A 24,325-nucleotide genomic window follows, 5' to 3' on the forward strand; every position below is an offset into this window, starting at 1 on the left:
CAAAAAAACTTACAATTCTTTTTGATTGTAACATATTCATTGTAATATTGCAATGAGATAATAATCTATGGGAGTTACCAAAGCAGATTTATTTACACAGGAACAAAATGAGCTGGCGCAGGTGGCCAAGGTGTTTGCACATCCAGCCAGAATCGCAATCATCCAATACCTCCTCAAATGCAATACCTGCATTAATGGGGACTTGGTTCATGAGCTGGGATTGGCACAAGCTACCATTAGCCAACACCTTAGAGAGCTCAAACAAGTGGGGATTATTCAGGGTACCATTGAAGGTGTCTCAGTGAGCTATTGTATTAACCCGGTGAGATGGGCACATATACAGCAGTTATTCAACGAAGTGTTCGATCAGTTTCAGGCGCCGGATAGCTCCTGTTGCTAACTAGTAAGAAAAAAATTTGTACACATTCATCGTATTATCGCAATAAACAATTTTAATTATGAGATTATCAGAAGTAAAGCAAGCACTTAGCCAATTGGAAAACATCGCGTTTCAACTGCCGGACGGTACTTTGGTACCTACCCATTTTCACGTCACCGAAGTAGGTAAGATCTCCAAGCATTTTATTGATTGTGGCGGGACTGTGAGAACTGAAAATGTAGCAAATTTCCAACTTTGGGATGCGGATGATTACAATCACCGCCTGTATCCGGAAAAGCTGAACAAGATCATAGAGCTGTCAGAGAACGTATTGGGTCTGGAAGATCTCGAAGTGGAAGTGGAGTATCAGGGGGAAACCATAGGTAAATTCGGGTTAGAATTTGATGGGACTAACTTCTTGCTGGTTGGAAAACAGACTGATTGCCTGGCAAAGGACAATTGTGGGATTCCACAGGGTAAACAAAAATTAAACCTTTCAGATATACCTACCAGTGCTAATTCCTGTGCGCCTGGATCAGGATGCTGTTAATCCAACCGAATCTATCTATGCATCCTTCGAATGTAAAGTTATTGCCTGACCTTGCTGCCACAGTTGAAAAGGCTAGATCACTTCCTATACCCGAAGAAAGAAAGGAGGCTCTACAGATCCTGATTGATTATATACAGTCCAAGCTTGAGTCTGGGGGTGATATTAACTTAAACTTCATCTGCACCCACAATTCCAGGAGGAGTCAGTTCTCCCAGATCTGGGCCCAGACAGCTGCCGATTATTTCGGGGTTCCTGCTGATTGCTATTCCGGGGGAGTCGAAGTGACTGAGTTCAATGAGCGGGCAGTGGAATCCATTAAAAGAAGCGGATTCCGGGTGACCAAAAAAGGGAGCGAAAACCCCGTATATTTTATTTTTTACTCAGATGAAGCCGAGCCGGTTTCTGCCTTTTCTAAACTCTTTGATGATCCGATCAATAAGGCGCAAAAATTTGCTGCAGTAATGACCTGTTCACATGCGGATGAGAACTGTCCATTTATCCCCGGAACCGAGAACAGGATAGCAGTAAGGTATGAGGATCCTAAAAAGTATGATGGAACTCCTGAGGAAGCTAGCCGCTATGATGGAAGATCTATGCAGATTGCTTCTGAGATGTTCTATGTTTTCAGTAAAATCAACAAGCATGACTGCGTTTCGAAAAAAGCTGGGATTTCTGGATAAGAATCTGACCTGGTGGATTTTTATTGCAATGGGTGTAGGTGTAGGGATAGGTTATCTATTCCCCTCCAGCTCTGATTTTATCAACTCCTTTAGCTCCGGGAGTACGAATATTCCCATCGCTATCGGGTTGATCCTGATGATGTATCCGCCCCTGGCAAAAGTGGATTATAAGCTGTTGCCAAAAGTGTTTCAAAATGTGCGGATTCTCAGCATTTCCCTGGTACTAAACTGGATCATAGGTCCGGTACTGATGTTTTTCCTGGCATTGATATTTCTGCAGGATTATCCTGAATACATGGTAGGGCTGATCCTGATCGGATTGGCCCGATGTATTGCTATGGTGCTGGTATGGAATGACCTAGCGGAGGGAAGCAGTGAATATGGAGCGGGTTTGGTGGCGCTGAACAGTATTTTCCAGGTGTTTATGTATAGCTTTTATGCGTGGCTGTTTATAACCGTGCTGCCTCCTTACTTCGGATTTGAAGGAGTCATAGTGGATATTTCCATTAGAACCATTGCTGAGAGTGTTGCTGTTTATCTCGGGATTCCATTTCTGGCTGGAATCCTCAGCAGGTTGATCCTGGTCAGCATAAAAGGAGAAGAGTGGTATAAAAACGCGTTTATTCCGGCAATTTCTCCCATGACCCTCATCGCACTACTATTTACCATTGTGGTGATGTTCTCTCTCAAAGGTGATCTGATCGTGGAGATCCCGATGGATGTGGTCCGTATTGCCATTCCTCTTCTGGTCTATTTCACCTTGATGTTTATCATCGGGTTTTTCTTCAGCAAGGCCATGGGAGCCACTTATGACAAAAACGCCGCTATCTCCTTTACTGCCGCCGGAAACAATTTTGAACTGGCAATTGCGGTTGCCATCGCTGTTTTTGGACTGGATTCGGGACAGGCATTTACCGGGGTGATCGGCCCATTGGTGGAAGTCCCTGCATTGATAATTTTGGTGAGGGTGAGCTTTTGGTTGAGAGATAAGTATTATGGAACTCCAAAACTTGCGGATTGATGGAAAAGGAAGTTGATCTGATAATTATTGGGGGAGGACAAAGTGCCCTTGCCTGTGGCTACTTTCTCCGCAGAGCGGAGCTGGATTATTTTATTTTGGATGACCGGGAAGATTGTGGTGGCAGCTGGCCACAGACCTGGGAGTCCCTCACACTCTTTTCGCCCTCCAAGTTCAGCTCTCTTCCGGGCTTTATGATGCCCGCATCCGTAGGAGCATATCCTTCCCGCGATGAAGTAATCGCCTACCTCTGTGCCTATGAACAACGTTATGATTTCCCGATTAAGAGGAATGTACGTGTTACAAAAGTAGAGCTTCAAAACGGTGTTTTTCATATCCATATCGCGGAGGGGGAACAGCTGAAAGCAAAAGCTGTGATCTCCGCCACGGGAACCTGGCAAAAGCCTTTTATTCCTGAAGTACCTGGAAGGAAAAGTTTTAAGGGAATCCAGATTCATTCGGTGGAGTATCAAAATGCCGAAATCTTTAAAGGAAAAAAAGTACTTGTTGTGGGTGAAGGAAACACCGGGGCCCAACTGCTTGCCGAGGTCAGCAAAGTGGCCAGTACAGTATGGGCTACCCATAAGCAACCGGAGTTTTTGCCCGATGATGTGGATGGCCGGGTGTTGTTTGATCTGGCTACTGCAAAATATGAAGCTGAGAAACAGGGCAAACCTTTTGACGCATCCCAATACCATCTGGGGAATATTGTCATAACCCCTGCGGTCAAAGAAGCCCGTGACAGGGATGTGTTCAGATCCAAGGGCCGAATTTCAGCCATAGAGGATGCCGTGGTAGTCTGGGAAAATGGGGACAGAGAGGATGTTGAGGCCATTCTCTGGTGTACAGGATTCGGTTTTGCTACCGATCATCTCTCAGGTCTGGTTCCTACTGATTCAAGGGGTAGGATAGCTACTGAAGGCACCCGCTGTAAAGAGGTGCCGGGGCTCTGGCTGGTAGGTTACGGAGGATGGACCGGTTTTGCCTCTGCTACCCTTATAGGCATTGGCCGCTCAGCGCGCCAGACAGTAAAAGAAGTTGTGGAATATATCAAAGAATTAAAATGAAAGTCGCTTACTTTTCTGTACATGCAAAATTTGCCAGGAATGGGATAAAGGTCACTCGCAGTTTTACAGCCTAGTCGCTGAACTGCACGGTAGCAGGATTGGTAGCCTTGTTTTCTGGTTCTTCTCGGTGTGTTTTTTGGGGAGTAGCAGAAATGGGTATTTCTGTCTTCAGAGGTTAGCGTATAGGTATTGTCCTACTGGTCAAAATAGTGGAAGAAATGGAGAATCATGGAATCTGGATGTTACAGATCGGTATTTTTCCTTAAAATCATGGGAGTATTTTACTCCATGAGAATTCAGGTTTTAGAAAAGTACTGACAAGGGAGAAAATAGGCCAAATGCCTGGGCCTTGGCATGATACTGTCCTATCAGAGTGCAAAGTAACCAGGATTGGCGTAGATACAGGAAAACCTGTAGATAAGATTGAGAAGAAAAAGTGGATGCCATCCATCGTTTACAGCCTGCCTTTGAGTGGAATAGGGACGGGGTTGTGTTTGTGATCGTTAGGTAGCTTGAGTACCATTTTTCTGCAAGTATAAAAGGTCGGCTATACCGGTGTACTTTTAGCTTCCTTACCGATAGACTTCTTCATTCCAAAAACAGTATAATGGATTCCCATAAAACTTCAGTGCGAAAATTTTCAACTGTCTTTACTGAATATGCTTATGAGGATAGTTATTCTAATAAAGTGTAAATTGGTTTGAATTTCTTAATTTTGGTCCATGGAAAATAAATCAGAACGTTGCATTTCGGATTTCAACACAGAACTCAAACTGAAGGGCTTCAATGTATTTCAAATAGAAGAGGATGGGGCTTCCACCAAAGTTTATAGCCGTAAGGATTTCTACAAAATCTGCCTTACTACGGGGAAAAGCAAAATCCATTATGCAGACCGAAGCTTTGAGCAGGAAGGAACCATTTTGTTTTTTGGGAATCCCCATATTCCATACGCATGGGAAACGATCTCCAGTACTTATGTAGGGTACACCTGTCTTTTCTCAGAAGAGTTCCTGAAGTTGTCTGACCGCTTTGATGGTATTTTACAATCTCCTCTGTTTAAGATAGGTGGAACGCCTGTTTTGATGATAAGTGAAAAACAACGGGTCTTTTTAAACTCTTTATTTATAAAGATGATCGAGGAGCAACAAACGGAGTATATGTATAAGGATGATTTGATTAGAAACTACATACATCTTATTATCCATGAGGCGCTTAAACTGGAACCATCCGGAAATTTGGACCAGCATAACAATGCGTCTTCCAGACTGACTTCAGTTTTTCTAGAGCTTTTGGAGCGGCAGTTTCCTATCGAAAGCGTAGACAATCCACTTCAACTGAGAACAGCCCAGGATTTTGCAGCCAGTTTAGCTGTGCATGTTAATTACTTGAACAAATCGGTTAAAGCATTGACTGGAAAACCTACCTCAGCACATATTTCAGAGAGGATTTTTGCTGAAGCTAAGGCCTTGTTGCTACATACCAACTGGAATGTCAGTGAAATCGCCTATGCCCTGGGATTTGAATACCCTACCTATTTCAACAATTTTTTCAAGAAAATTTCCGGTACCACCCCTAAAGCTATCCGGTCTGCAGAAGTTTGATTTTCTTACTTTTTGATTTGAAGCTCATTACTTTTTCGGGCTAACACGAGGTAGCTTTGCATTGGATTATCAAATTAATCAATCGATGCATACCTCAGACCACACGAATAAAGATGCCAAAAATATATGGCAAAGACTGATGACAGGGGAATCCATTTCCATGGATGATCCCGGATACTCCAGGGTACATGAGGTAGTGGAGGCAACTAGAAAACTTGTTCTTCAGCTGAATAGTCTTAGCGAAGACCATGAAATCCGTCAAAAATTAGCTGAGATTACCGGAAGGAAGATTGATCCCAGGACTACAGTTTTTCCTCCTTTCTATACCAATTACGGAAAAAACATATCGCTGGGGAAGCAGGTGTTTATTAATCACCTGTGTAGTATGCTGGATCTTGGGGGGATCACCATCGAAGACGGTGTAATGATAGGTCCCCGGGTAAATTTGATCTCCGAAAATCACCCCGTAAACCCCAGACATAGAAATACGCTGGTACCCGGAGCTGTCTTGATTGAGAAAAATGCCTGGATAGGAGCTGCTTCTACTATCCTTCCCGGGATCACTGTTGGTGAAAATTCTGTAGTGGCAGCCGGTGCACTGGTCACTAAGGATGTGCCAGCCCACAGCCTGGTGGCAGGAGTCCCAGCTAAAATTATCAAATCAATACAGGATATATAATTATAATATATGAAGGAGTTTGTAATAGTAGCGGCCGCATTGCTCATGTTTTTGGCATGTCAACCGAAAGAAGCCGAGTTAACCACGAAGAAAGAAGTGGAGTCTATATTTCCAAGTGGTGAAAAAGGTTCGGATGAGTTTTTTACAGGAAATGCATATGCATTAAGTCTGGTGCCTTCAGATTCCACCTTAACGACATTGGTTGGCAATGTGTACTTTGAAGCAGGGGCAAGAAGCCATTGGCATACCCATCCTGCAGGTCAGATTCTGATAATTACCGATGGGATCGGATATCATCAATTGGAGGGACAGCCACGCCAAGAGCTTAAAAAGGGAGATGTGGCCACCTGTCCTCCCAATATCAGGCACTGGCATGGGGCCAGCCCGTATACAGGTATGCAACAACTTTACATTATCCCCAACAACGAAAAAGGTATTGTAGAATGGATGGAGCCTGTGACAGATGAACAGTATTTTCGATAGCTAGGAATTTTGCTTGGAAAAGTGTGTGAGACATGAAGCCTGTCTGTTGCAAACATGAAGGTCTCATGCTTTCCTGCTTATGCATTCACATGAAATCGAGCATGATGAAAACGTCGCTCACTGGAATGATTATTCGCCATGCGAGATTCCATATGACCTTTGAAAAACTATTATAAACATATGAAACGATGATTAACAGAAGTGAGAGATTCCAAATGGCATTAATAAATAACAAATTTAGAATAGCATGTTAAATAACATTCAAGGTAAAGTTGTAGTAATAACTGGAGCAAGCAGTGGTTTAGGGGAAGCAGCCGCCAAAAATCTGGCGGATATGGGGGCAGTTGTCGTCCTTGGGGCAAGAAGGGCCGAACGTATCGAACGGTTGGTAGAGGAAATACAAGCCAAAGGGGGGAAAGGGTTGGCGGTCGCTACAGATGTGACCAAGCGTAATCAGGTCAAGAAACTGGTGGATTCAGCAGTAGCGCATTTTGGGAAGGTGGATGTGATCATAAATAATGCAGGGGTGATGCCGCTGTCACCAATGGACAGATTAAATTTAGACGAGTGGGATTTGATGGTAGATGTGAATATCAAAGGGGTTCTCAATGGTATAGCAGCCGTACTTCCTTATATGAAGGAGCAGAAGTCAGGTCAGATCATTAATACCTCCTCTGTGGCTGGACACAAGCTGTTTGGAGGATCTGCAGTGTATTCTGCCACAAAATTTGCTGTACGGGCATTGAGCGAGGGATTAAGAATGGAAGTCAAGCCTTACAATATCCGTACAACCATCATCAGCCCGGGAGCAGTAAAGACCGAACTTCTGGAACATATCAGTGAAGAAGATATCCAACAAGCCAACAAAACGTATGTAGGGTCTGTGGGGTTGAGTCCGGAGACTTTTGCCAATCTGGTGGCTTTTGCAATCAGCCAGCCAGAGGATGTGGATATCAACGAGATCCTTTTTCGGCCTACTTCCCAAGAGTTGTAAATGGTGGGTACTCAGATCAGTTACTAACAAACAAGAGTACGAGTTTGAGGAAAGGAATAATTATGCGGGATGAAAATGATAAGCTATGTTCCGAAAATTTAAAGTGAATTATAGTCATACCAAATTGAGGACGATAACAATTTTGTTGCTGTATGGAATATTGTCCACCACGGGAATGTTCTACCAAGGCGAAGAACCTCGTGCACAAATTGTAAATGATATGGAAAGCGAAGCAGTACAAATCGAAATAATAGTAGGAGATCAGCAGTTTTTGGCTAATTTGAATGAAAGTGAGACAGTCCGGACTTTCTTGACACTTCTTCCAATGACCGTGAATATGGGTGATTTAAACAGCAATGAGAAATACATAGATCTTCCACAGAACCTACCCCAAAATGCAAGTAATCCAGATGCCATTCAGGTTGGGGATTTAATGCTTTGGGGATCCCGCACCTTGGTTATATTCTACAAATCATTTTCTACTTCCTATCCTTATACCGCATTGGGGAAACTTACTAATTCTGATGGATTGGTACAGGCTTTAGGTGTAGGAAATGTAGAGGTTACATTCCGGGTTAAGACTGAGTATTAATTTGAATGAACCGGTTTCACCTGATGGTAGATTGTTAGTCGAGCATAAAAATTCCTGATTAACCTTTAGTAGAGTTGTGGGTATGTTGCCCTAAATCTGGATAAATGGAATTCAATCAGAACAGGTCTCCTGATTTCTACCTTGCCGTATTTCCTTATAGTTTTAAGAGATAAAATTCGATCCAATCAAAAAAAGCCGGATTGTGTCCGGCCTTTTTTGTGTCAAATCTTAATTGGCAATTCATATATCCGCTTCCCGGTCATTTTGTATACCGCATTGCACAATGCAGGTATAAACGGAGGTACTGGAGGTTCACCTACGCCTGTAGGCTTTTCAGTACTATCCATAATATGTACATGGATATTTCTCGGTGATTGGGACATCCGGATCACTTGATACCCGTCAAAATTATTCTGTTGCACCTGTCCGTTTTCAAATGATATCGCAGAAGTAGTGGCTAAGCTGGTCGCAAATTGAGCCCCGCCTTCAAACTGAGAACGGATTCTGTCTGTATTTACCGGTACTCCACAATCAACTACATAGTGGACATTCGGTATCAGCAATTCACCATTGGCGCCTTTGTCTACTTCGACGATACAAGCAACGTAAGTCAGAAAGCTTTTATGGGCAGCAAATCCAATGTTTTTTCCCTGTGCCAGTGATTCCTTCCAATTTGCCTCTTGAGCCACTCTGCGGATTACATTTTTGAGACGGCCGGTATTCCAGGGGAATTTCTCAATAGGCTCTCCATAGTTGCCAAATGTACCTTTCATCTCCCCTTCAAAAGAAATGTTTCTATCTTCTCCGAGTAAATCCAGTAACATATCAACGGGATCCATGTTCCGTGCTTCGGCTATCTCATCTAGCATTCCGTTTACCGCAAAAGAGTGATGGATATTACTTACTGATCTTAACCAGCCTATGCGGGTATGGGCCCTGGATTCATGGGTTTCTATTCGAATATTGGGGACTTCAAACGGAAAGTCTATGCAACCCAGCCCCAGTTCTCCATCTGAGGGATGCAGTTCATCCGGGGTGCTTGTTGCTCCGATTGCCGGGAAAACCGTGTGGTGGTTCCATCCGCTGAACTTCCCTTCGTCATCCAATGTGACTTTTATGCGCTGAGCACTCAAAGAGTGGTAAAAATCATGGTGAATATCGTCTTCTCTTGTCCATTGAACTCTAACAGGGCCTTCGGTGGCTTTGGAAAGCAAGGCTGCTTCCACAACAAAGTCTGGCTTTGATTTTCTGCCAAAACCTCCTCCCAGAAGAGTCACATTCACCCTCACCTGTTCTTCGGGAATACCCAATGCAGTAGCCACGGCGGTTCTCGCCCATTGGGGATGCTGGGTAGGAGCCCAGATTTCACAGAAGTCCGCTTTCCAGTTAGCAATTGCCACAGGAGGTTCCATAGTAGCATGTGCGTAATAGGGAGCCACAAAGCTTCTTTCCAATACGGTTTTTGCTTTACGTTGAGCATTGGAAAAATCGCCTTTCTCCCTGCGGATCTGGCCATTCGTTAACGTACTCTTTACCATTTCTTCCAGCTGCCTGGCTGAGTCATAAGTTTGATTTGGTCCTAAGTCCCATTCTACTTCCAGGGCTTTTCTTCCCTGAATTGCTGCCCAGGTATTGTCTGCAAGTACTGCGATACCTTCCAGTGCCTTATCCAAACCCGTGGGGATTCCTTGCCCATCAATTTTTATAACGCGGCTTACCCCGGAAATTGCCAACGCTTTTTCATCCGAAAATGAAACAACTTTTGCTCCGATCACTGGACTTCTCCGGATCACCGCGATTTGCATTCCTGGGATATCTACGTCAGCTCCGAAAACGGCCTTTCCTATGGCAATATCTTTGGCATCGTATATCGGCACATCCTTGCCTATGAGCTTATAGTCCTTCAGGTTTTTTAGTTTAACGTCTTCAGACTTAGGGATTTCTTGATTTTTCAACTCTTCAATCAATTCTCCAAAGTCAGCGGTCTTTCCGTCCGAATGAATAACCTGGCCCTTTTCAGTGCGGCATTCAGATGGATCCACTTCCCATTTCCCGGCAGCTGCGTTGATAAGCATCAATCTGGCGATGGCACCTGCTTGCCGCATCGGTTCAAAAAACATGCGGACAGAATAAGATCCATCTGTGTTTTGATCTCCATATTTTTCGTTGTCTCCCTCTGCCTGTATGATTTTTACCTTAGCCCAGTCAGCTCCCAGTTCATCTGCGATAATCATCGGAAGAGAGGTGCGTATGCCAGTACCCATTTCAGATCTATGGGCAATAAGTGTGACCTGATTGTCTGAATCAAGGATTAGGTAAGCATTGGGAGCGAAGCTAATGGGATCACCTTTCGGTCCACTGCATTGAAAATTCACTCCGAGGAGAAAACCACCGGTGGCCAAACTTCCAATTTTCAGGAATTCCCTCCTTGAAGGAATATATACCTTGCTTAAATTCTCAGGATCCTGTTGTTTACGGGAAAGAAATTTTGTGAACATTTGTGGTTATTTCAATGAGATGGATGCAGTATGTATAGCTTCTTTAATACGGTTGTAGGTACCACAGCGGCATATGTTTCCATTCATAGCTGTATCAATTTGCTCATCAGATGGAGTGGGATTGGATCCTAAAAGCGCTACAGCACTTAGGATCTGACCTGACTGACAATAGCCGCACTGGGGGACAACATGCTTTATCCAAGCTTGCTGGACAGGGTGGTCTCCTTTGTCTGAAAGTCCCTCGATGGTGGTAATAGTGGCATTATCGCCAACCTCTGAAAGCTGAAAGCTGCAGGAGCGTATAGGCGATCCGTCCAGAAGAACTGTGCAGGCACCGCATAGTCCCTGACCACAACCAAATTTGGTTCCTTTGAGCCCTACCAAGTCTCTTATTGCCCACAGTAAAGGCATTTCGCTTTCGGCTGAAATTTCATGGACCTTGTTGTTGATTCGAAGAGAATATTTTTCCATAATTTAATTTACTTCATTTTCTGTTATTAAAACAGGACACCTGAATTTATCTTCTAACTGTTTTGGAAGGTAAAGTTTGTGAATTGAAATACACTAAAGTTGAGCTAATCAAACTTTGGATTAATGGATTCAAATAATCCCTGAATAGGATTAATGAATAGAAGATAGAAGGGGATGCTATACCAATGGCACGAATCTTTGGTTATTAGATCTAGGACCTTACAATTTCGAAAGAAAATGAGTGGAAAGCCGGGCAGCTTATTAGTCTGTATCTGGATAAGCTATTTTTTTTATTAAGCCCATAAATAACTGGTCATCTTTAAAAAATCATTTTATACATTTTGAAAAGAAACGCGTATTAGCGTTGGCCTGCTTAATATAAAAGACAAAGGATCTTGATTCGAAAATTTTCAATTTTAACAACTACCATTTTACCTTTGAAAGCAGAGTTTTATTTTTACCACTTATCAAAGCAATTCCTATTTCCTTTGACCTTATCCTTAGTTCTCCGATTTTTGCAGCATAATCCCTGCTGCATTCGGAGCTGACACACTAACCTGTTTAAGTAAAGATTGCAGCTGCTAAACCGACTATTTCTTCCGAATGAAAAGTGTCCTTTTGACATTTGTATTGCTAGTTGCTTTTACGCTGGAGGGAATTTCCCAATCTGAACTGGCATCACCAAAGATCAGGAATTTCACCAATAAAATTTATCAGGGAGGACTCCAAAATTGGGGAGCGGCGCAGGATGAGCATGGGGTCATCTATTTTGGAAACAATGAAGGCTTACTCACCTTTAACGGCAGCTTTTGGGAGCGTTACCAACTCCCAAACCAGACCATTATCCGGGCTCTGAATTTTGACTCCCAAAATCGTCTTTTCGTGGGGGGACAGGATGAAATAGGGTTTTTTAAACCAGAAGAAAACGGGGAGCTGAAGTTTCATTCCTTAAAATCCTCTATTCCGGAAGCAGAACGGACTTTTTCTGATATATGGAAAGTAGAAAACCGAAGGGATGAGTTCTTTTTTCTAGAGCATGACAGAATCTACCATTTCAAAAACGAAGTGATGCAGGTATTCACTTCCGAATCTCAATGGATGTTTTTGGGAGTGGTGAAAGACCGGGTATTTGCACAAGACAGAGATGCCGGGCTTATGGAATTTTCGGATGGTATTTGGCAGAAAGTCTTTGAAGCCTCTTCACCAAAACTTCCACACATAGTCAGCATTTCTCATTTTGCGAATGACAATCTGCTCATCTCCACCGTTGCGGATGGCATGTTTCTTTTGGAAGAGAATACCGTGAAAAAGTTTCCAACACAAATAGATGATCTACTGATAAAGAGTTGGATAAATGTTGTTGTGCAAATAAATCCTGATACTTATGCCATCGGAACTAAGTCCTCGGGAGTATTGATTATGGATAAGGATGGTAAGCTGCTACAGCAATTCACCTATGCCCAAGGCCTTCAAACCAATAATGTAAGAAGTATTTTTGTTGACAGGGATCAGGGGCTGTGGGTCGGCCTGGATGATGGCATAGATTATATTGACTTTCAGAATCCCATCAAGGAAATCCAGCCTGATCCCAGCAAGCGGGTGTCCGGATATTCTTCATTGATTCACCGAAACCAGCTTTACTTAGGCACTTCAGACGGTTTATATAAGTACTCCATTTTATCCCAACATTCCGATATGAGCCTTACCAAAGGTGGATTCTCCCTTGTCAAAGGATCGGAAGGACAGGTCTGGAAGATACAGGAAATCAACAACCGCCTGCTGATGGCGCATGAAAATGGGGCTTTTGAAATTGTGAATGATAGATGCAAGTCCATCTTTAGTACCACCGGCGCTTGGGTATTCCAACCGGCTAAGTCCATATATCCCAGCAAAAAAATCTTTGTTGGGATATATACCGGAATGCAGGTCTTGGCTGATAGTGGAGAAGAGCTGGAAGATCTGGGATCAGTTGGTGAGCTTTCAGAATCTCTTCGCTTTCTGGAAATGCAGTTCAGTACCGGGGAACTCTGGGGATCTCATCCTTACCGAGGCATATATAGACAAGAACTTTCTGCTGATCTTTCAACAGTAGAGAAAAGTACCACTTATACTGCCAAGGATGGACTTCCTTCGGATCTCTACAACTATGCGTTTCAGGTTAAAAACAGAATTCTGATTGCCACTGAATCGGGTGTTTACGAATTTGATTCGGTAGCCAACAGGTTCCATCCTTCTGATATTTTCAAAGGGGTTTTGAAAAATCAGAGCATTCAGTATCTCAATGAAGATCAGCAGGGGAATGTGTGGTTTGTGTCGAATAAAAGAATAGGTGTCATCGATTATAGTATGCCGGGAATAGAGCATTCTTTTACTATTGTTCATCTGCCCGAGCTCAGCGGGAATGTGATCGGCGGACATGAATTCATCTATCCAATTGATTCACAGAACATACTCATTGGTTCCAACAAGGGTTTTTTCCATATTAATTACGATGAGTACAGAAGACGGATCAGAAGACCATCCAGCTGGATAGGAAAGGCAAGCCTGATCGGTTCTAAAGACAGTGTAATTTATAGCTTGCATCCTGGAAATCTGAAAATTCCAGCCAAGCAAATCCCTGAACTGAACCATACCCTGAATTCTATTCACTTTGAGTATTCTTCTACCTCTTTCCGGCAATTAGATAATTTGGAGTATAGCTTTCGCCTTCAGAACTTTGACGAAGGGTGGAGCGAATGGACAGAAAGAAGTGAGAAGGACTACACTAACCTGGCTGCAGGTACCTATACTTTTGAAGTGAAATCCCGAAATAACCTCAGCAATGAATCGGAAGTTGCCAGTTTCACCTTTACTGTTTTGCCGGCATGGTATGAAACGATTTGGGCTTATTTGCTTTATTTTATTCTGATATTAGGTGTGATGTTCTGGTTTTTTACCAGACAAAACCGAAAGCATATCCTAAGCCAGAAACACCTTAGAGATAAGCATAGTCTGGCACTAGAGCGTTCGGAACGTGAAATAGTCCAGCTGAGAAACGATAAACTGCAGGCAGAAATCAATTATAAAAACCAAGAACTGGGTTCCACCACCATGCACCTACTACAACGGGGTAAAGTCCTGTCCAAAATAAAGGAGGAACTCATGGCGGAGAACCAAGAGACTTTGGATGTAAAAAAAGTAATCCGGCTGATCAACGAAGTGGAACGGAGTGAAGACGATTGGGACAGGTTCGCTGTCCATTTTGATCATGTACATTCCAATTTCCTTTCGGTACTTAAGGAAAAATTCCCAGCACTTACAGGCAATGAGCTTAAACTTTGCGCCTTCTTAAAGATGAATCTTTCTTCTAAGGAAATTGCGGACCTGATGAGTATTTCTCTGAAAGCTGTGGAAGTTGGAAGATATAGGTTAAGGAAAAAACTGCAAATCAGTACAGAGGTGAATCTTCATGATTTTTTAATCCAGATCACTACTGGCTGAAAAAGAGCGTTTGAATCTTCCCCAAACCAATCCCTCCATTCGTCCCTGAGGACATCCATTCATCCCCTTAGTTGATTTTTGTAGTAGTCAAGTAGTGACTTCATAATGCAATAAGGGCCTATTTAGGCAATTCTGTAGGGGTAATGTAGTAGTCTGTTGTAGTGGGGTTTTAACAATTGATTAGCAGTTTTGGAGAATGTGAATTAGGGTAAAATCCTATGCACAACTAAACAAACCAGTCAATTTAACTTAAACCCATTTCAAATGGAAAGAAGAATCTTTACAATTTTCTTCTTTTCCTGCTTGTTGCTTATGGTAGGCACTGTGCATGCCCAGAAAGTAACAATCACAGGAAAAGTCACGCTTCAGGCGGAAGGAGAGGCCCTCCCCGGAGTGACAATAATCGAAAAAGGTACCACAAACGGGGCCGTCACAGATATCAACGGAGACTACAGCATCAATACTCCTATTGGCAGCACCTTGGTATTCAGTTTTCTTGGATTTGATTCCCAGGAAATCCTTGTAGGGAACCAATCAGTGATCAATATACAACTTACCGAAACCAGCAGTGATCTGGAAGAAGTTGTGGTGGTGGGATACGGTATCCAGAAGAAGAGTGTCGTGACCGGGGCGATCTCCAGCGTCAGGGCGTCCGACTTGGAAAATCAGCCTATCAACCGTGTGGAGCAGGCACTCCAGGGCCGTACATCGGGTCTTACTGTGGCGGCCAGCTCAGGCCAGCCTGGCTCTGCCTCTACTATCCGTATCAGAGGGCTTACCACGTTAGGAAATAACAACCCGCTTTGGGTAGTAGATGGGGTTGTAGTGGATAATGGCGGAATAGGCTACCTGAATCAGTCAGACATAGAATCCATTGAAGTGTTGAAAGATGCTTCCTCCCAGGCAATTTACGGAGCGAGAGCAGCTGCAGGGGTGATTTTGGTCACTACCAAAAAAGGTAAAGCAGGAGAAATGCGTGTAAACTACCATGGCTACTATGGTACTTCCGCTCCTGCCAAAAAGCTGAATCTACTGAATGCAACCGAATATGCTACGTTGAGAAACGAATCCGCAGTAAATGCGGGAAATAACCCGGTATTTTCTGATCCGGCCAGCTATGGCGAAGGTACTGACTGGCAGGATCTGATCTTTAACAACGACGCCCGCCGTCAAAACCACGAAGTGAGTGTAAGCGGAGGAAACGAGGTGTCCACGTTCTACGCCTCTTTCGGGTACCTTCAACAGGATGGAATAGTGGCAACGGATATCTCGAACTACAAGCGTACCAACATACGTCTGAACTCAGAACATAAACTGGCCAAATGGCTTACTGTAGGACAAAATTTAGGCTATGCCCATGACAAATCAACTGGACTTGGAAATACTAACTCCGAATTTGGCGGTCCTTTGAGTTCGGCAATAAACTTGGACCCGATCACCCCCGCTGTAATCACTGATCCCTCGGAAGCATCCCAGCCACCCTATACTTCCCAGAATATTGTAAGGGATGGGAACGGAAATCCCTATGGTATATCCACTATTGTAGGTCAGGAAATGGTGAATCCACTGGCTTATATCCAGACCAGGCTTGGCAATTATGGCTGGTCGGACAATATCGTCGGCAATGCATATGCTGTGGCAGAACCAATTGAAGGGCTGAAGTTCCGATCTACGCTTGGAGCGAAGCTTTCGTATTGGGGAGATGAATCATTTACTCCACTGTTTTATCTAAACGGATCCAATGTCTCTAACCAGACTGCCTTTACCAGAAATCAAAGTAGAGGATTTGACTGGAACCTGGAGAATACGGTGTCTTACACCAAAAGTATAGAAGACCACACCTTCACGGTGCTATTGGGGCAGGGCGCCTATAAGGACAACAACAGCAGATCCCTTGGTGTGACTTACTTCAATGTCCCTGCGGATAACTTTGACGATGCTTCCCTGAACTACAATGTTCCTAGCGATCAAAGAGTTGCTTCGGGATCTGAGGGTTCAGGACATACTGTTACTTCACTTTTTGCCAGAGTAAACTATAACTTCAAAGAGAAATACCTGTTCGAAGCATTGGTAAGACGCGATGGTTCTTCCCGGTTTGGTGAAAACAACCGCTATGGTGTATTCCCTTCTTTCTCTGCGGGTTGGGTACTTTCCCAGGAAGATTTCTGGCCTAGCGATACATTCATTGATTTCTTGAAAGTGCGAGGAGGATATGGTGTGGTCGGAAATGACAATATCGGTGATTTCGCCTATTTATCCACTATCGGCGGCGGCAGAAACTACGCAATCGGAACCAGTGGCAGCTACCTGATCGGATATAGCCCAAATGCTCCAAGCAATCCGGACTTGAAATGGGAACAGACCAGTCAGGCAAACTTCGGTTTTGAAGCAACAGTCTTTGAGGATTTCAATGTGACTTTTGACATGTACAAAAAAGTAACTACCGGTATCCTGCAAAATCCGAGAATCCCGTCTTATGTGGGGGCAATATCAAATCCTGCTGCAAACGTAGCTGACCTGATGAATAAAGGAGTAGAGCTGGAAATAGGCTATAGAAAGCAACTGGGTGATCTTAACCTGGGTGTTAGCGGCAATGTGTCTTATCTGCACAATGAGGTGACTGACCTGGGAAATAACATCGACTATTTGTCAGGTGGCCAAAGCTTCCAGGCGAGTACCTATCCGATCACCAGAACAGGTGTAGGCTATGCTGCAAATTCATTCTATGGCTTCCAAAACCTAGGTGTTTTCCAGACGACCGAACAGGTAGAAAACTATGTGGATGCAGATGGAAACCAGATCCTTCCCAATGCAAAACCGGGTGATTTCATCTGGGCAGACTTGGATGAAGACGGTCAGATCACGGAAAAAGACAGGACCTATATCGGAAATCCTACGCCTAACTGGTCTTATGGATTCACTTTGAATCTTGCCTACAAAGCCTTTGACATGGTGTTGTTCGGTCAGGGAGTTGCAGGAAACAAAGTATTTCAAGGCCTGAGAAGATTGGATATCGGTACTGCCAACTGGCAGACAGAAGCATTGGGCAGATGGACGGAAGCAGGAGACAACAATTCTTATCCGAGGTTGGTAGATGGTGATCCAAACAAAAACTTCGGTAACCCATCTGATTTCTATCTGGAAGACGGATCTTATTTCCGTATTAAAACCCTGCAGTTTGGTTACACGCTGCCAAGCACAATTGCAAAGAAAGTGGGGATGAAAAAAGCCAGACTGTACGTGATGGGTGAAAACTTGCTGACGTTCACCAAATACACGGGATATGATCCTGAAATCGGCGGTGGCGTGATGAGTATTGACCGCGGTATCTACCCGCAGGCACGCTCATTTATGGTCGGTATAAATGTAGGCTTTTAATCAAAATTGAACTGAATTATGTTAAAACATAAAAAATATCTCGCTGCCATAGCATTGGCAGCAATGACCTTGAGCTCCTGCTCTGAGGACTTTTTGGAGATTAAACCAAGAGGAACAGACCTGGAATCCAATTACTACCAAAATCAGGAAGAGGCATTCAATGGCTTGGTAGCTGTCTATGATGTAGTAGGAATGCAGAGTGGTGGGTATGTCACGAAACTGACTGCCTTAAATTCCGCATCGGATGACCATTTCGCCGGAGGCGGTGGGCCAAACGATGTCACTTCTATTCAAGTCTGGTCAAATTACACCCTGGATCCGGCTACAGGCCCTCAAGGTGATCTTTGGAGCAAGGGGTTTTCAGGAGTATTCCGAGCCAATGTGCTTTTGCAAAAGCTCCCTGATGTCCCAATGGATGAAGCACTCAAAGCACGCTATCGTGCAGAGGCCACATTCCTTAGGGCTTACTTCTATTTTGATCTGGTTCGTCTGTTTGAAAATGTACCACTTTTCACCGAACCTGTATCTACTTCGGAAATGTACGATGTCCTGCAGGCAGATCCTGCTGAGGTATATGCTCAGATAGAAGCCGATATCCTGGCAGCGCTTCCGGATCTCCCGGCACAGCTCAACCTGGAAACTGAGGCAGGCAGGGCCACGGAAGGTCTTGCCAGAGCGGTATTGGGCAAAGTCTACCTGGAGCAGGAAAAATTCCCGCAGGCAGCCGAACAATTTGAAATGGTAAACGGTACTCCAGGTGGCACCAGCCAGTACGGTTACAAATTGCTCGACAACTATGCGGACTTATTCGAAGTTGACAACAAATACAACTCCGAGTCCATTTTCGAAGTGTCCTACACCAATACTTCCAATGGAGACTGGGGATGTGTAGGCTGTACAGAGGGTAACCTTCTAAACATCATGGTCGGTCCACGTGGCTACAATCCAATTGCGGAAAACGCACCGGATTATGTTTCTGGATGGAGTTTCCTGACCGTTACGGAGGGCTTGTATGAAGCAATGAAAAACGATCCACGTAAATCAGCAACTATTGCGGATTTGGATAGTCTGGAAAATGCCGGTGCTGTGACTTATGAAAAAGGCTACAATAACACAGGCTATTTCCTGGAAAAATTTGCAGGCCGTCAGAAAGACAGATCTACCGGAGGAGGGGTAATGGAGCTTAACTTCCGCCAGAACATCTATGAAATCAGACTGGCAGATTCCTATCTTTTGGAAGCTGAGGCACTGGTAAGAGGCAGTGGAAATACTTCCCGCGCCCAGGATTTGCTTGATGCCGTACGTGCCAGAGTAGGCCTGCCTTCAGTTCCTGTCACTATCGATTCTATTTTGGAAGAAAGGCGTCTGGAACTTGCCGGAGAAGGCCACAGATGGTTTGACCTGATCAGAAACGGAAGAGCTGCAGAGGTGCTGGCGAGCAAAGGTTTTGTAGCAGGAAAGCATGAAATTTTACCTATTCCGCTTTTAGAACTGGATAACACGCTTATAGAGCAAAACCAGGAATACGGCGGCACTAAATAAACAGCCACCAGTAATAAGTCAAAATCCTATTCCCTGTCTAGGGAGTAGGATTTTGAATTTATAATCCATCCTCAAGAGATGAAAACAGTAACCTCATCCAGATATTTGAGTTTGCTGTTCAACAAAGGGAAGATTGAGAGTATATGGCATATTCAAAAGAAAGTGCTTCGTTCCGAACCCCATTTTTTTGCTCTAGAGAAGTAAGCTCTAAATAAGTAACTGCAAGGAAGAACTCTCTTGCAAACCTTCCGGAGAGTTAGGTACATAAGACCCCATTTATTGCTAAACTATACCTCAATGAGTTGCTTCCTTTTCCCAACGAGCACATGCTGATTATGTTTAGACAGAAGACGAGTCCTGAGCATTTAGGATTTCAGAAGTGATGGCCTCCCGTTATTTTAGGCCCGAGAGGTGTAAATAGACGGATTATGAAACTTTTGCGGCTTTAGAATAAATGGATGGGGCTTACATGGCCACCATTTTGTGGTGATTTATTGGAAATGAAGCGGTTGAAAAGATGGTGCTACTTAGAGCATTGGAGTCCACTTGACATGGAAAACTAATCGTCGGTGAGTAACAATCCAGTCAGATATTGTCAAACAAAAACTGCCAGCTACTAATAGTGGATTACTAGGATTGGATACCGATGTAGTCTGAATTAGGGTCAATGGTAAATCAAACAAAAAGTAATGACTGAGATTAGGAATACCTTCAAAGCAATTATTCTGGATATGGATGGCGTAGTAACACAGACTGCCACCCTACATGCAGAAGCTTGGAAACAGATGTTCGATTCATTTTTGGAGAGTGTATATGGTGAGAACTTTCACCCGCTGGTGATCGGAAAAGACTACAAACACTATATAGATGGAATTCCAAGGTATGACGGGGTACGTGGTTTTTTGAAATCCAGAAACCTGGAAATACCTGAAGGGAACCCTGGGGACTATCCAGACCATAAAACAGTTCATGGTCTGGGAAATAAGAAAAATGAAATTTTCCTTGGGCTTTTAAAGACTCAGGGTGCTCAGGTTTACAAGGATGCACTGGCAATGCTTAAGATATGGAAGAAGGAAAAAATCAAATTGGCTATTATTTCTTCCAGTAGAAACTGTTCGCATGTTATTCATTCGGCTGGACTGACCGAATATTTTGATACTAGGGTAGATGGAGAATTATCAGAGAAAGAAAACCTTGCAGGAAAACCTGCACCAGATATCTTTTTGAAAGCCTGTGAATTGCTAAATGTGGAACCCCATGAGGCCATTGTAATTGAAGATGCCATTGCTGGAATAAAGGCAGGTAAAAGAGGGGGATTTGCTGTGGTGATAGGTGTAGCTAGGCATGGAGAAGGAAGGGGAATGAAAGAAGCCGGAGCTGATATAGTGGTAAAGGAATTAACAGAGCTGGAAAATATTACACAACTAGAACGGCCAACACTGCACTTAGATCTTCCTGATGCGCTGGAGAATTTTCAGGAGATTGCAAAGAGCTTTGAAGAGAAAAGACCTATACTCTTTTTGGACTATGATGGTACGTTGACCCCCATCGTATCCAATCCTAAAGATGCGGTTCTTTCGGAAGTGACCAAAAAAATAATAAAAGATCTGTCGGAATACATTACGATAGCTATTATAAGCGGTCGTGACCGCAAGGATGCAGAATCCATGATTGGCCTCCCAAACTTGATTTATGCAGGGAGCCATGGATTTGATATTAAGGGACCCAACGGCCTGCAGAAGCAACATGAACAAGGTCAAGAAACACTACCTGCTCTTGACAAAGCAGAGGCGAGACTTATAGAAAACCTGGCTAACGTGGCAAGTGTTCAGGTTGAACGTAAAAAATATGCCATCGCTGTACATTATAGAAATGTGGAGAAAGAGTCCATTGAGCAAGTAAAATCTGCGGTGGCAGCAGAAGCAGCACAACATCCTAAACTTAAAAAAGGATATGGGAAGAAGATCCTTGAACTCAAGCCTGATTTGGATTGGGATAAGGGAAAAGCCTTACGCTGGCTAATGGAAGAACTAAGATCCGATACTTATGAACAAACCCCCGTTTTTATAGGAGATGATATTACAGATGAGGATGCCTTTAAAGCAATTCGGGGTAAAGGAACAGGTATTATTGTCGGCGCTCATGATGAAGAAACTGCGGCGTCCTACAGCTTGCAAAATGTTGATGAAGTCAATCTGTTTTTAACGGAATTAAAAAGGTTTCTCAGCGAAAGGAAAGAGATGTAATAGTCCAATGAAATAGTTAACTCTATCATCGGGATTGATCCGGGCGTTGACGTCCTCTGTTTTTATTGCTACTAGTGGCCAATAAAGATCGACCCTAACCTATGAATCGCAAACACATGAAATCGACCATGATGCAGTCAACACATAGCGGGATGATTCTCTGCCATGCGAGATTCCATATAACTATTGAAAAACTATTGTAACAGATGAAAAGATTCAGTATACGCTACAAGGACTGGAATCCCAAAGAACAAAAACACAGGGAAGCTATTTGTACGTTGGCGAATGGTTACATTGCTACCAGGGGAGCTGCAGAAGAGAACGGCAACACCGAGCATAATTATCCCGGTACTTATTTGGCAGGAGGATTCGACCGAGCCTGGACAGAAATAGCAGGAAGGACAATCGAAAATGAGGATTTTGTCAATTTCCCCAATTGGCTTTCGCTGAGCTTCAGACCACAAAATGGAGAATGGCTGAATCTGGAAAAATTTAAAGTACTGGATTACTGTCAAACGCTTAAAATGAAGAAAGGCATTCTGGAGCGGAAATTTCGGGTTGAAGACTCCCAGGGCAGGAGAACTTTCATTCGTAGCCGGAGACTGGTAAGTATGCATAAGAAACATCTTGCATGCCTGGAATGGACCTTCAGACCAGAAAACTGGCGTGGAGAAGTAGAATTTTTGTCCGGATTGGATGGAAAGGTAACCAATGACAATGTAGCACGGTACCGGGAGCTGGAAAGCCATCATTTGGATCCACTGGGTACGGATCAGACTGATGACCACATCATTGAGCTATCTGTGCGGACCAAGCAGTCTAAAATTACCATGGTACAGGCGGCAAGGACAATAGTTTACAACAGAGGACAGGCTATCCAGACAGCAATTGAGACGCATCAAAAGGAATACGATATCCACCAGATTATACGTTTCGATGTCAAGGAAAGGGAAGAATATACCGTGGAAAAAACCGTGGCTATTTATACTTCCCGGGATGTTGCCATCAGCGAGCCGGCCCTTGAAGCACGAAAAGCAGTAAGACGTGCAGGCAGTTTTAAAGATACGCTGCGAAAGCATACCCAGGCTTATAAAACGCTTTGGTATCGGGCTGATATAAGGCTGGCGGGAGATGATAAAAATCAACTCCTGTTGCATCTTCATATTTTTCACATCCTGCAGACGCTATCGCCAAATGTGATCGGAGTAGATGTGGGCGTCCCTGCCAGAGGACTTCATGGAGAAGCTTATCGAGGTCATGTTTTTTGGGATGAGCTCTTTGTATTTCCTTTTCTTAACCTCCGTTTTCCTGAAATCACCAGTAGCCTCTTAATGTATAGATACCATAGGTTAACTGAAGCCCGGTATGCAGCGAAGGAGGAAGGGAAAAACGGTGCTATGTTCCCCTGGCAAAGCGGGAGCAATGGTAGGTCCGAAAGCCAGGTTTTGCACCTGAATCCCGAATCGGGTAGGTGGATTGCAGACAATACCTACCTGCAGCGGCATGTGAATTCAGCCATTGCCTATAATATCTGGAATTATTTTCTGACTACGGACGACAGAAAATTCCTTTCGTTTGTTGGCGCTGAGATGTTTTTGGGCATTGCTTCCTTCTGGGCAAGCATGGTCATCTACAACGCTGAGCAGGATCGGTATGAAATTCACGGTGTAGTCGGCCCGGATGAATACCATACTGCTTATCCCGGGTCGGAGACACCTGGGCTGAACAACAATGCCTACACCAATGTCATGGCTGCCTGGGTGATGCAAAAAGCATTGGAAATTCTTGAGATCATTGGTACCAGACGTAAAGAGGAACTGCTTCGGTTACTGGATATTAATGCCATGGAAATTCAATTGTGGAAGGAAATCAGCCACAAGATGTACGTTCCTTTTATTGGGCATGGTATTATCAATCAATTTGAGGGCTATGAAAAGCTAGAAGAGTTTCCTTGGGAGGAGTACAGAGAAAAATATGGGGATATTCATCGGTTAGACCGAATTCTGGAAAATGAAAACAAAGATCCGAATAGCTATAAAGCAAGTAAACAAGCGGATGTACTCATGCTTTTCTATCTGTTTTCAAAGGATGAAATCGGCTCAATTTTCAAGCAGCTTGGTTATGAAATGACAGAAGATATCATTGTAAAAAACATTGAATATTACAGAAAACGGACTTCCCACGGCTCTACACTGAGCAGGGTGGTTTTTTCCTGGGTATTGTTGAAGTATAATCAACTGCAGTCTTGGGAGAATTTTGAAAAGGTGCTGGTGAGTGACTTCGAAGATATACAAGGGGGGACCACAGCTGAGGGGATTCACCTTGGAGCCATGGCCGGTTCTCTTGACCTGGTGCAAAGAGGATTCTTAGGACTGGAGGTTGGTGAAGAAACACTTTGGATCAACCCGCTCAAACTGGCCTATATTAAGAAGTTATCTTTGAAAGTAAAATATCGAAGCCACTGGATTTTGGTTGCACTGGTAGGTAAAACACTGAAAATCACCTTTAAAGAAGGGTATAAGGATACACTAAAAATCGGGGTCATAGATGAAATTTTCGAATTTAGGCAAGGAAAAACACAGGAATTTTCCCTTGCCTAAATTATAGATGGTCTTGGAGCGAGTATGTGAGAGAGACACACAGCTTAGGTCTGTTTTAATATGTCTA

17 protein-coding genes are annotated in these 24,325 nt (G+C 43.7%); 15 read left to right on the plus strand and 2 right to left on the minus strand.

The features are described 5' to 3' along the window. The first annotated feature begins 67 nt into the window (after window positions 1–67). From AS141_RS11290 to AS141_RS11335, 10 genes are all read left to right on the plus strand, one after another. Complete coding sequence (locus AS141_RS11290) at window positions 68–400, plus strand: ArsR/SmtB family transcription factor (protein WP_057937771.1); 333 nt, start codon at window positions 68–70, stop codon at window positions 398–400. A gap of 58 nt (window positions 401–458) precedes the next feature. Beyond that, the gene (locus tag AS141_RS11295; RefSeq protein WP_057937772.1) at window positions 459–929 is read left to right on the plus strand and encodes a DUF6428 family protein; all 471 of its coding nucleotides are present in this window, start codon (window positions 459–461) and stop codon (window positions 927–929) included. A 17-nt stretch (window positions 930–946) separates the two neighbouring features. Then, a complete protein-coding gene (locus AS141_RS11300) occupies window positions 947–1,609 on the plus strand; it encodes a low molecular weight phosphatase family protein (RefSeq protein WP_057937948.1) in 663 nt (220 codons plus the stop codon). Then, window positions 1,572–2,630 (plus strand): ACR3 family arsenite efflux transporter, encoded by a 1,059-nt coding sequence (arsB, locus tag AS141_RS11305; protein ID WP_057937773.1) that lies wholly within the window; start codon window positions 1,572–1,574, stop codon window positions 2,628–2,630. Before AS141_RS11300 ends, arsB begins: the two co-directional genes overlap by 38 nt. Beyond that, window positions 2,630–3,694: an ArsO family NAD(P)H-dependent flavin-containing monooxygenase gene (locus AS141_RS11310; RefSeq protein ID WP_057937774.1), complete on the plus strand. Its 1,065-nt coding sequence runs from the start codon at window positions 2,630–2,632 to the stop codon at window positions 3,692–3,694. Before arsB ends, AS141_RS11310 begins: the two co-directional genes overlap by 1 nt. A 722-nt stretch (window positions 3,695–4,416) precedes the next feature. Beyond that, window positions 4,417–5,295 (plus strand): helix-turn-helix domain-containing protein, encoded by an 879-nt coding sequence (locus tag AS141_RS11315; protein ID WP_057937775.1) that lies wholly within the window; start codon window positions 4,417–4,419, stop codon window positions 5,293–5,295. A gap of 85 nt (window positions 5,296–5,380) precedes the next feature. Next, window positions 5,381–5,974 carry a DapH/DapD/GlmU-related protein gene (locus AS141_RS11320; protein WP_057937776.1) on the plus strand — a complete coding sequence of 198 codons (594 nt, stop codon included), beginning with the start codon at window positions 5,381–5,383 and terminating at the stop codon, window positions 5,972–5,974. A gap of 9 nt (window positions 5,975–5,983) precedes the next feature. Beyond that, window positions 5,984–6,457 carry a cupin domain-containing protein gene (locus AS141_RS11325; RefSeq protein WP_082632265.1) on the plus strand — a complete coding sequence of 158 codons (474 nt, stop codon included), beginning with the start codon at window positions 5,984–5,986 and terminating at the stop codon, window positions 6,455–6,457. Between the two features lie 247 nt (window positions 6,458–6,704). Beyond that, complete coding sequence (locus AS141_RS11330; protein WP_057937777.1) at window positions 6,705–7,451, plus strand: SDR family oxidoreductase; 747 nt, start codon at window positions 6,705–6,707, stop codon at window positions 7,449–7,451. Window positions 7,452–7,536: 85 nt separating this feature from the next. Further along, window positions 7,537–8,043 carry a cyclophilin-like fold protein gene (locus tag AS141_RS11335; protein WP_198293529.1) on the plus strand — a complete coding sequence of 169 codons (507 nt, stop codon included), beginning with the start codon at window positions 7,537–7,539 and terminating at the stop codon, window positions 8,041–8,043. A gap of 221 nt (window positions 8,044–8,264) precedes the next feature. On the opposite strand, the gene AS141_RS11340 is transcribed toward AS141_RS11335, so the two are convergent. Together AS141_RS11340 and AS141_RS11345 are read right to left on the minus strand one after the other, a co-directional pair. Continuing rightward, on the minus strand, window positions 8,265–10,541 hold the full coding sequence (locus AS141_RS11340; protein WP_057937778.1) for a xanthine dehydrogenase family protein molybdopterin-binding subunit: 2,277 nt from the start codon (window positions 10,539–10,541) through the stop codon (window positions 8,265–8,267). Between the two features lie 6 nt (window positions 10,542–10,547). Further along, window positions 10,548–11,012 (minus strand): (2Fe-2S)-binding protein, encoded by a 465-nt coding sequence (locus AS141_RS11345; RefSeq protein WP_057937779.1) that lies wholly within the window; start codon window positions 11,010–11,012, stop codon window positions 10,548–10,550. A 603-nt stretch (window positions 11,013–11,615) separates the two neighbouring features. Here AS141_RS11345 and AS141_RS11350 point away from each other — a divergent pair. The 5 genes from AS141_RS11350 to AS141_RS11370 all read left to right on the plus strand — a co-directional run bounded on the left by AS141_RS11350 (window position 11,616) and on the right by AS141_RS11370 (window position 24,258). Continuing rightward, complete coding sequence (locus tag AS141_RS11350) at window positions 11,616–14,492, plus strand: ligand-binding sensor domain-containing protein (protein ID WP_057937780.1); 2,877 nt, start codon at window positions 11,616–11,618, stop codon at window positions 14,490–14,492. Between the two features lie 264 nt (window positions 14,493–14,756). Continuing rightward, on the plus strand, window positions 14,757–17,870 hold the full coding sequence (locus AS141_RS11355) for a SusC/RagA family TonB-linked outer membrane protein (RefSeq protein WP_057937781.1): 3,114 nt from the start codon (window positions 14,757–14,759) through the stop codon (window positions 17,868–17,870). 18 nt (window positions 17,871–17,888) lie between these two features. Then, window positions 17,889–19,412, plus strand: coding sequence for a RagB/SusD family nutrient uptake outer membrane protein (locus AS141_RS11360; protein ID WP_057937782.1), 1,524 nt, complete (start codon window positions 17,889–17,891; stop codon window positions 19,410–19,412). Between the two features lie 689 nt (window positions 19,413–20,101). Further along, the gene (gene otsB, locus AS141_RS27040; protein WP_057937783.1) at window positions 20,102–21,658 is read left to right on the plus strand and encodes a trehalose-phosphatase; all 1,557 of its coding nucleotides are present in this window, start codon (window positions 20,102–20,104) and stop codon (window positions 21,656–21,658) included. 206 nt (window positions 21,659–21,864) lie between these two features. Next, window positions 21,865–24,258, plus strand: a complete 2,394-nt coding sequence (locus AS141_RS11370) for a glycoside hydrolase family 65 protein (RefSeq protein ID WP_057937784.1) — start codon at window positions 21,865–21,867, stop codon at window positions 24,256–24,258. Window positions 24,259–24,325: the final 67 nt, after the last annotated feature.

The sequence above is a fragment of the Algoriphagus resistens genome (assembly GCF_001442615.1).
GTDB classification, from domain to species: domain Bacteria; phylum Bacteroidota; class Bacteroidia; order Cytophagales; family Cyclobacteriaceae; genus Algoriphagus; species Algoriphagus resistens.

Bases quoted from the DNA above. Each gene is read 5' to 3' on its own strand.
- AS141_RS11290 (WP_057937771.1), top strand. From the start codon at position 68: ATGGGAGTTACCAAAGCAGATTTATTTACACAGGAACAAAATGAGCTG.
- AS141_RS11295 (WP_057937772.1), top strand. From the start codon at position 459: ATGAGATTATCAGAAGTAAAGCAAGCACTTAGCCAATTGGAAAACATC.
- AS141_RS11300 (WP_057937948.1), top strand. From the start codon at position 947: ATGCATCCTTCGAATGTAAAGTTATTGCCTGACCTTGCTGCCACAGTT.
- arsB (WP_057937773.1), top strand. From the start codon at position 1,572: ATGACTGCGTTTCGAAAAAAGCTGGGATTTCTGGATAAGAATCTGACC.
- AS141_RS11310 (WP_057937774.1), top strand. From the start codon at position 2,630: ATGGAAAAGGAAGTTGATCTGATAATTATTGGGGGAGGACAAAGTGCC.
- AS141_RS11315 (WP_057937775.1), top strand. From the start codon at position 4,417: ATGGAAAATAAATCAGAACGTTGCATTTCGGATTTCAACACAGAACTC.
- AS141_RS11320 (WP_057937776.1), top strand. From the start codon at position 5,381: ATGCATACCTCAGACCACACGAATAAAGATGCCAAAAATATATGGCAA.
- AS141_RS11325 (WP_082632265.1), top strand. From the start codon at position 5,984: ATGAAGGAGTTTGTAATAGTAGCGGCCGCATTGCTCATGTTTTTGGCA.
- AS141_RS11330 (WP_057937777.1), top strand. From the start codon at position 6,705: ATGTTAAATAACATTCAAGGTAAAGTTGTAGTAATAACTGGAGCAAGC.
- AS141_RS11335 (WP_198293529.1), top strand. From the start codon at position 7,537: ATGTTCCGAAAATTTAAAGTGAATTATAGTCATACCAAATTGAGGACG.
- AS141_RS11340 (WP_057937778.1), bottom strand. From the start codon at position 10,541: ATGTTCACAAAATTTCTTTCCCGTAAACAACAGGATCCTGAGAATTTA.
- AS141_RS11345 (WP_057937779.1), bottom strand. From the start codon at position 11,012: ATGGAAAAATATTCTCTTCGAATCAACAACAAGGTCCATGAAATTTCA.
- AS141_RS11350 (WP_057937780.1), top strand. From the start codon at position 11,616: ATGAAAAGTGTCCTTTTGACATTTGTATTGCTAGTTGCTTTTACGCTG.
- AS141_RS11355 (WP_057937781.1), top strand. From the start codon at position 14,757: ATGGAAAGAAGAATCTTTACAATTTTCTTCTTTTCCTGCTTGTTGCTT.
- AS141_RS11360 (WP_057937782.1), top strand. From the start codon at position 17,889: ATGTTAAAACATAAAAAATATCTCGCTGCCATAGCATTGGCAGCAATG.
- otsB (WP_057937783.1), top strand. From the start codon at position 20,102: ATGACTGAGATTAGGAATACCTTCAAAGCAATTATTCTGGATATGGAT.
- AS141_RS11370 (WP_057937784.1), top strand. From the start codon at position 21,865: ATGAAAAGATTCAGTATACGCTACAAGGACTGGAATCCCAAAGAACAA.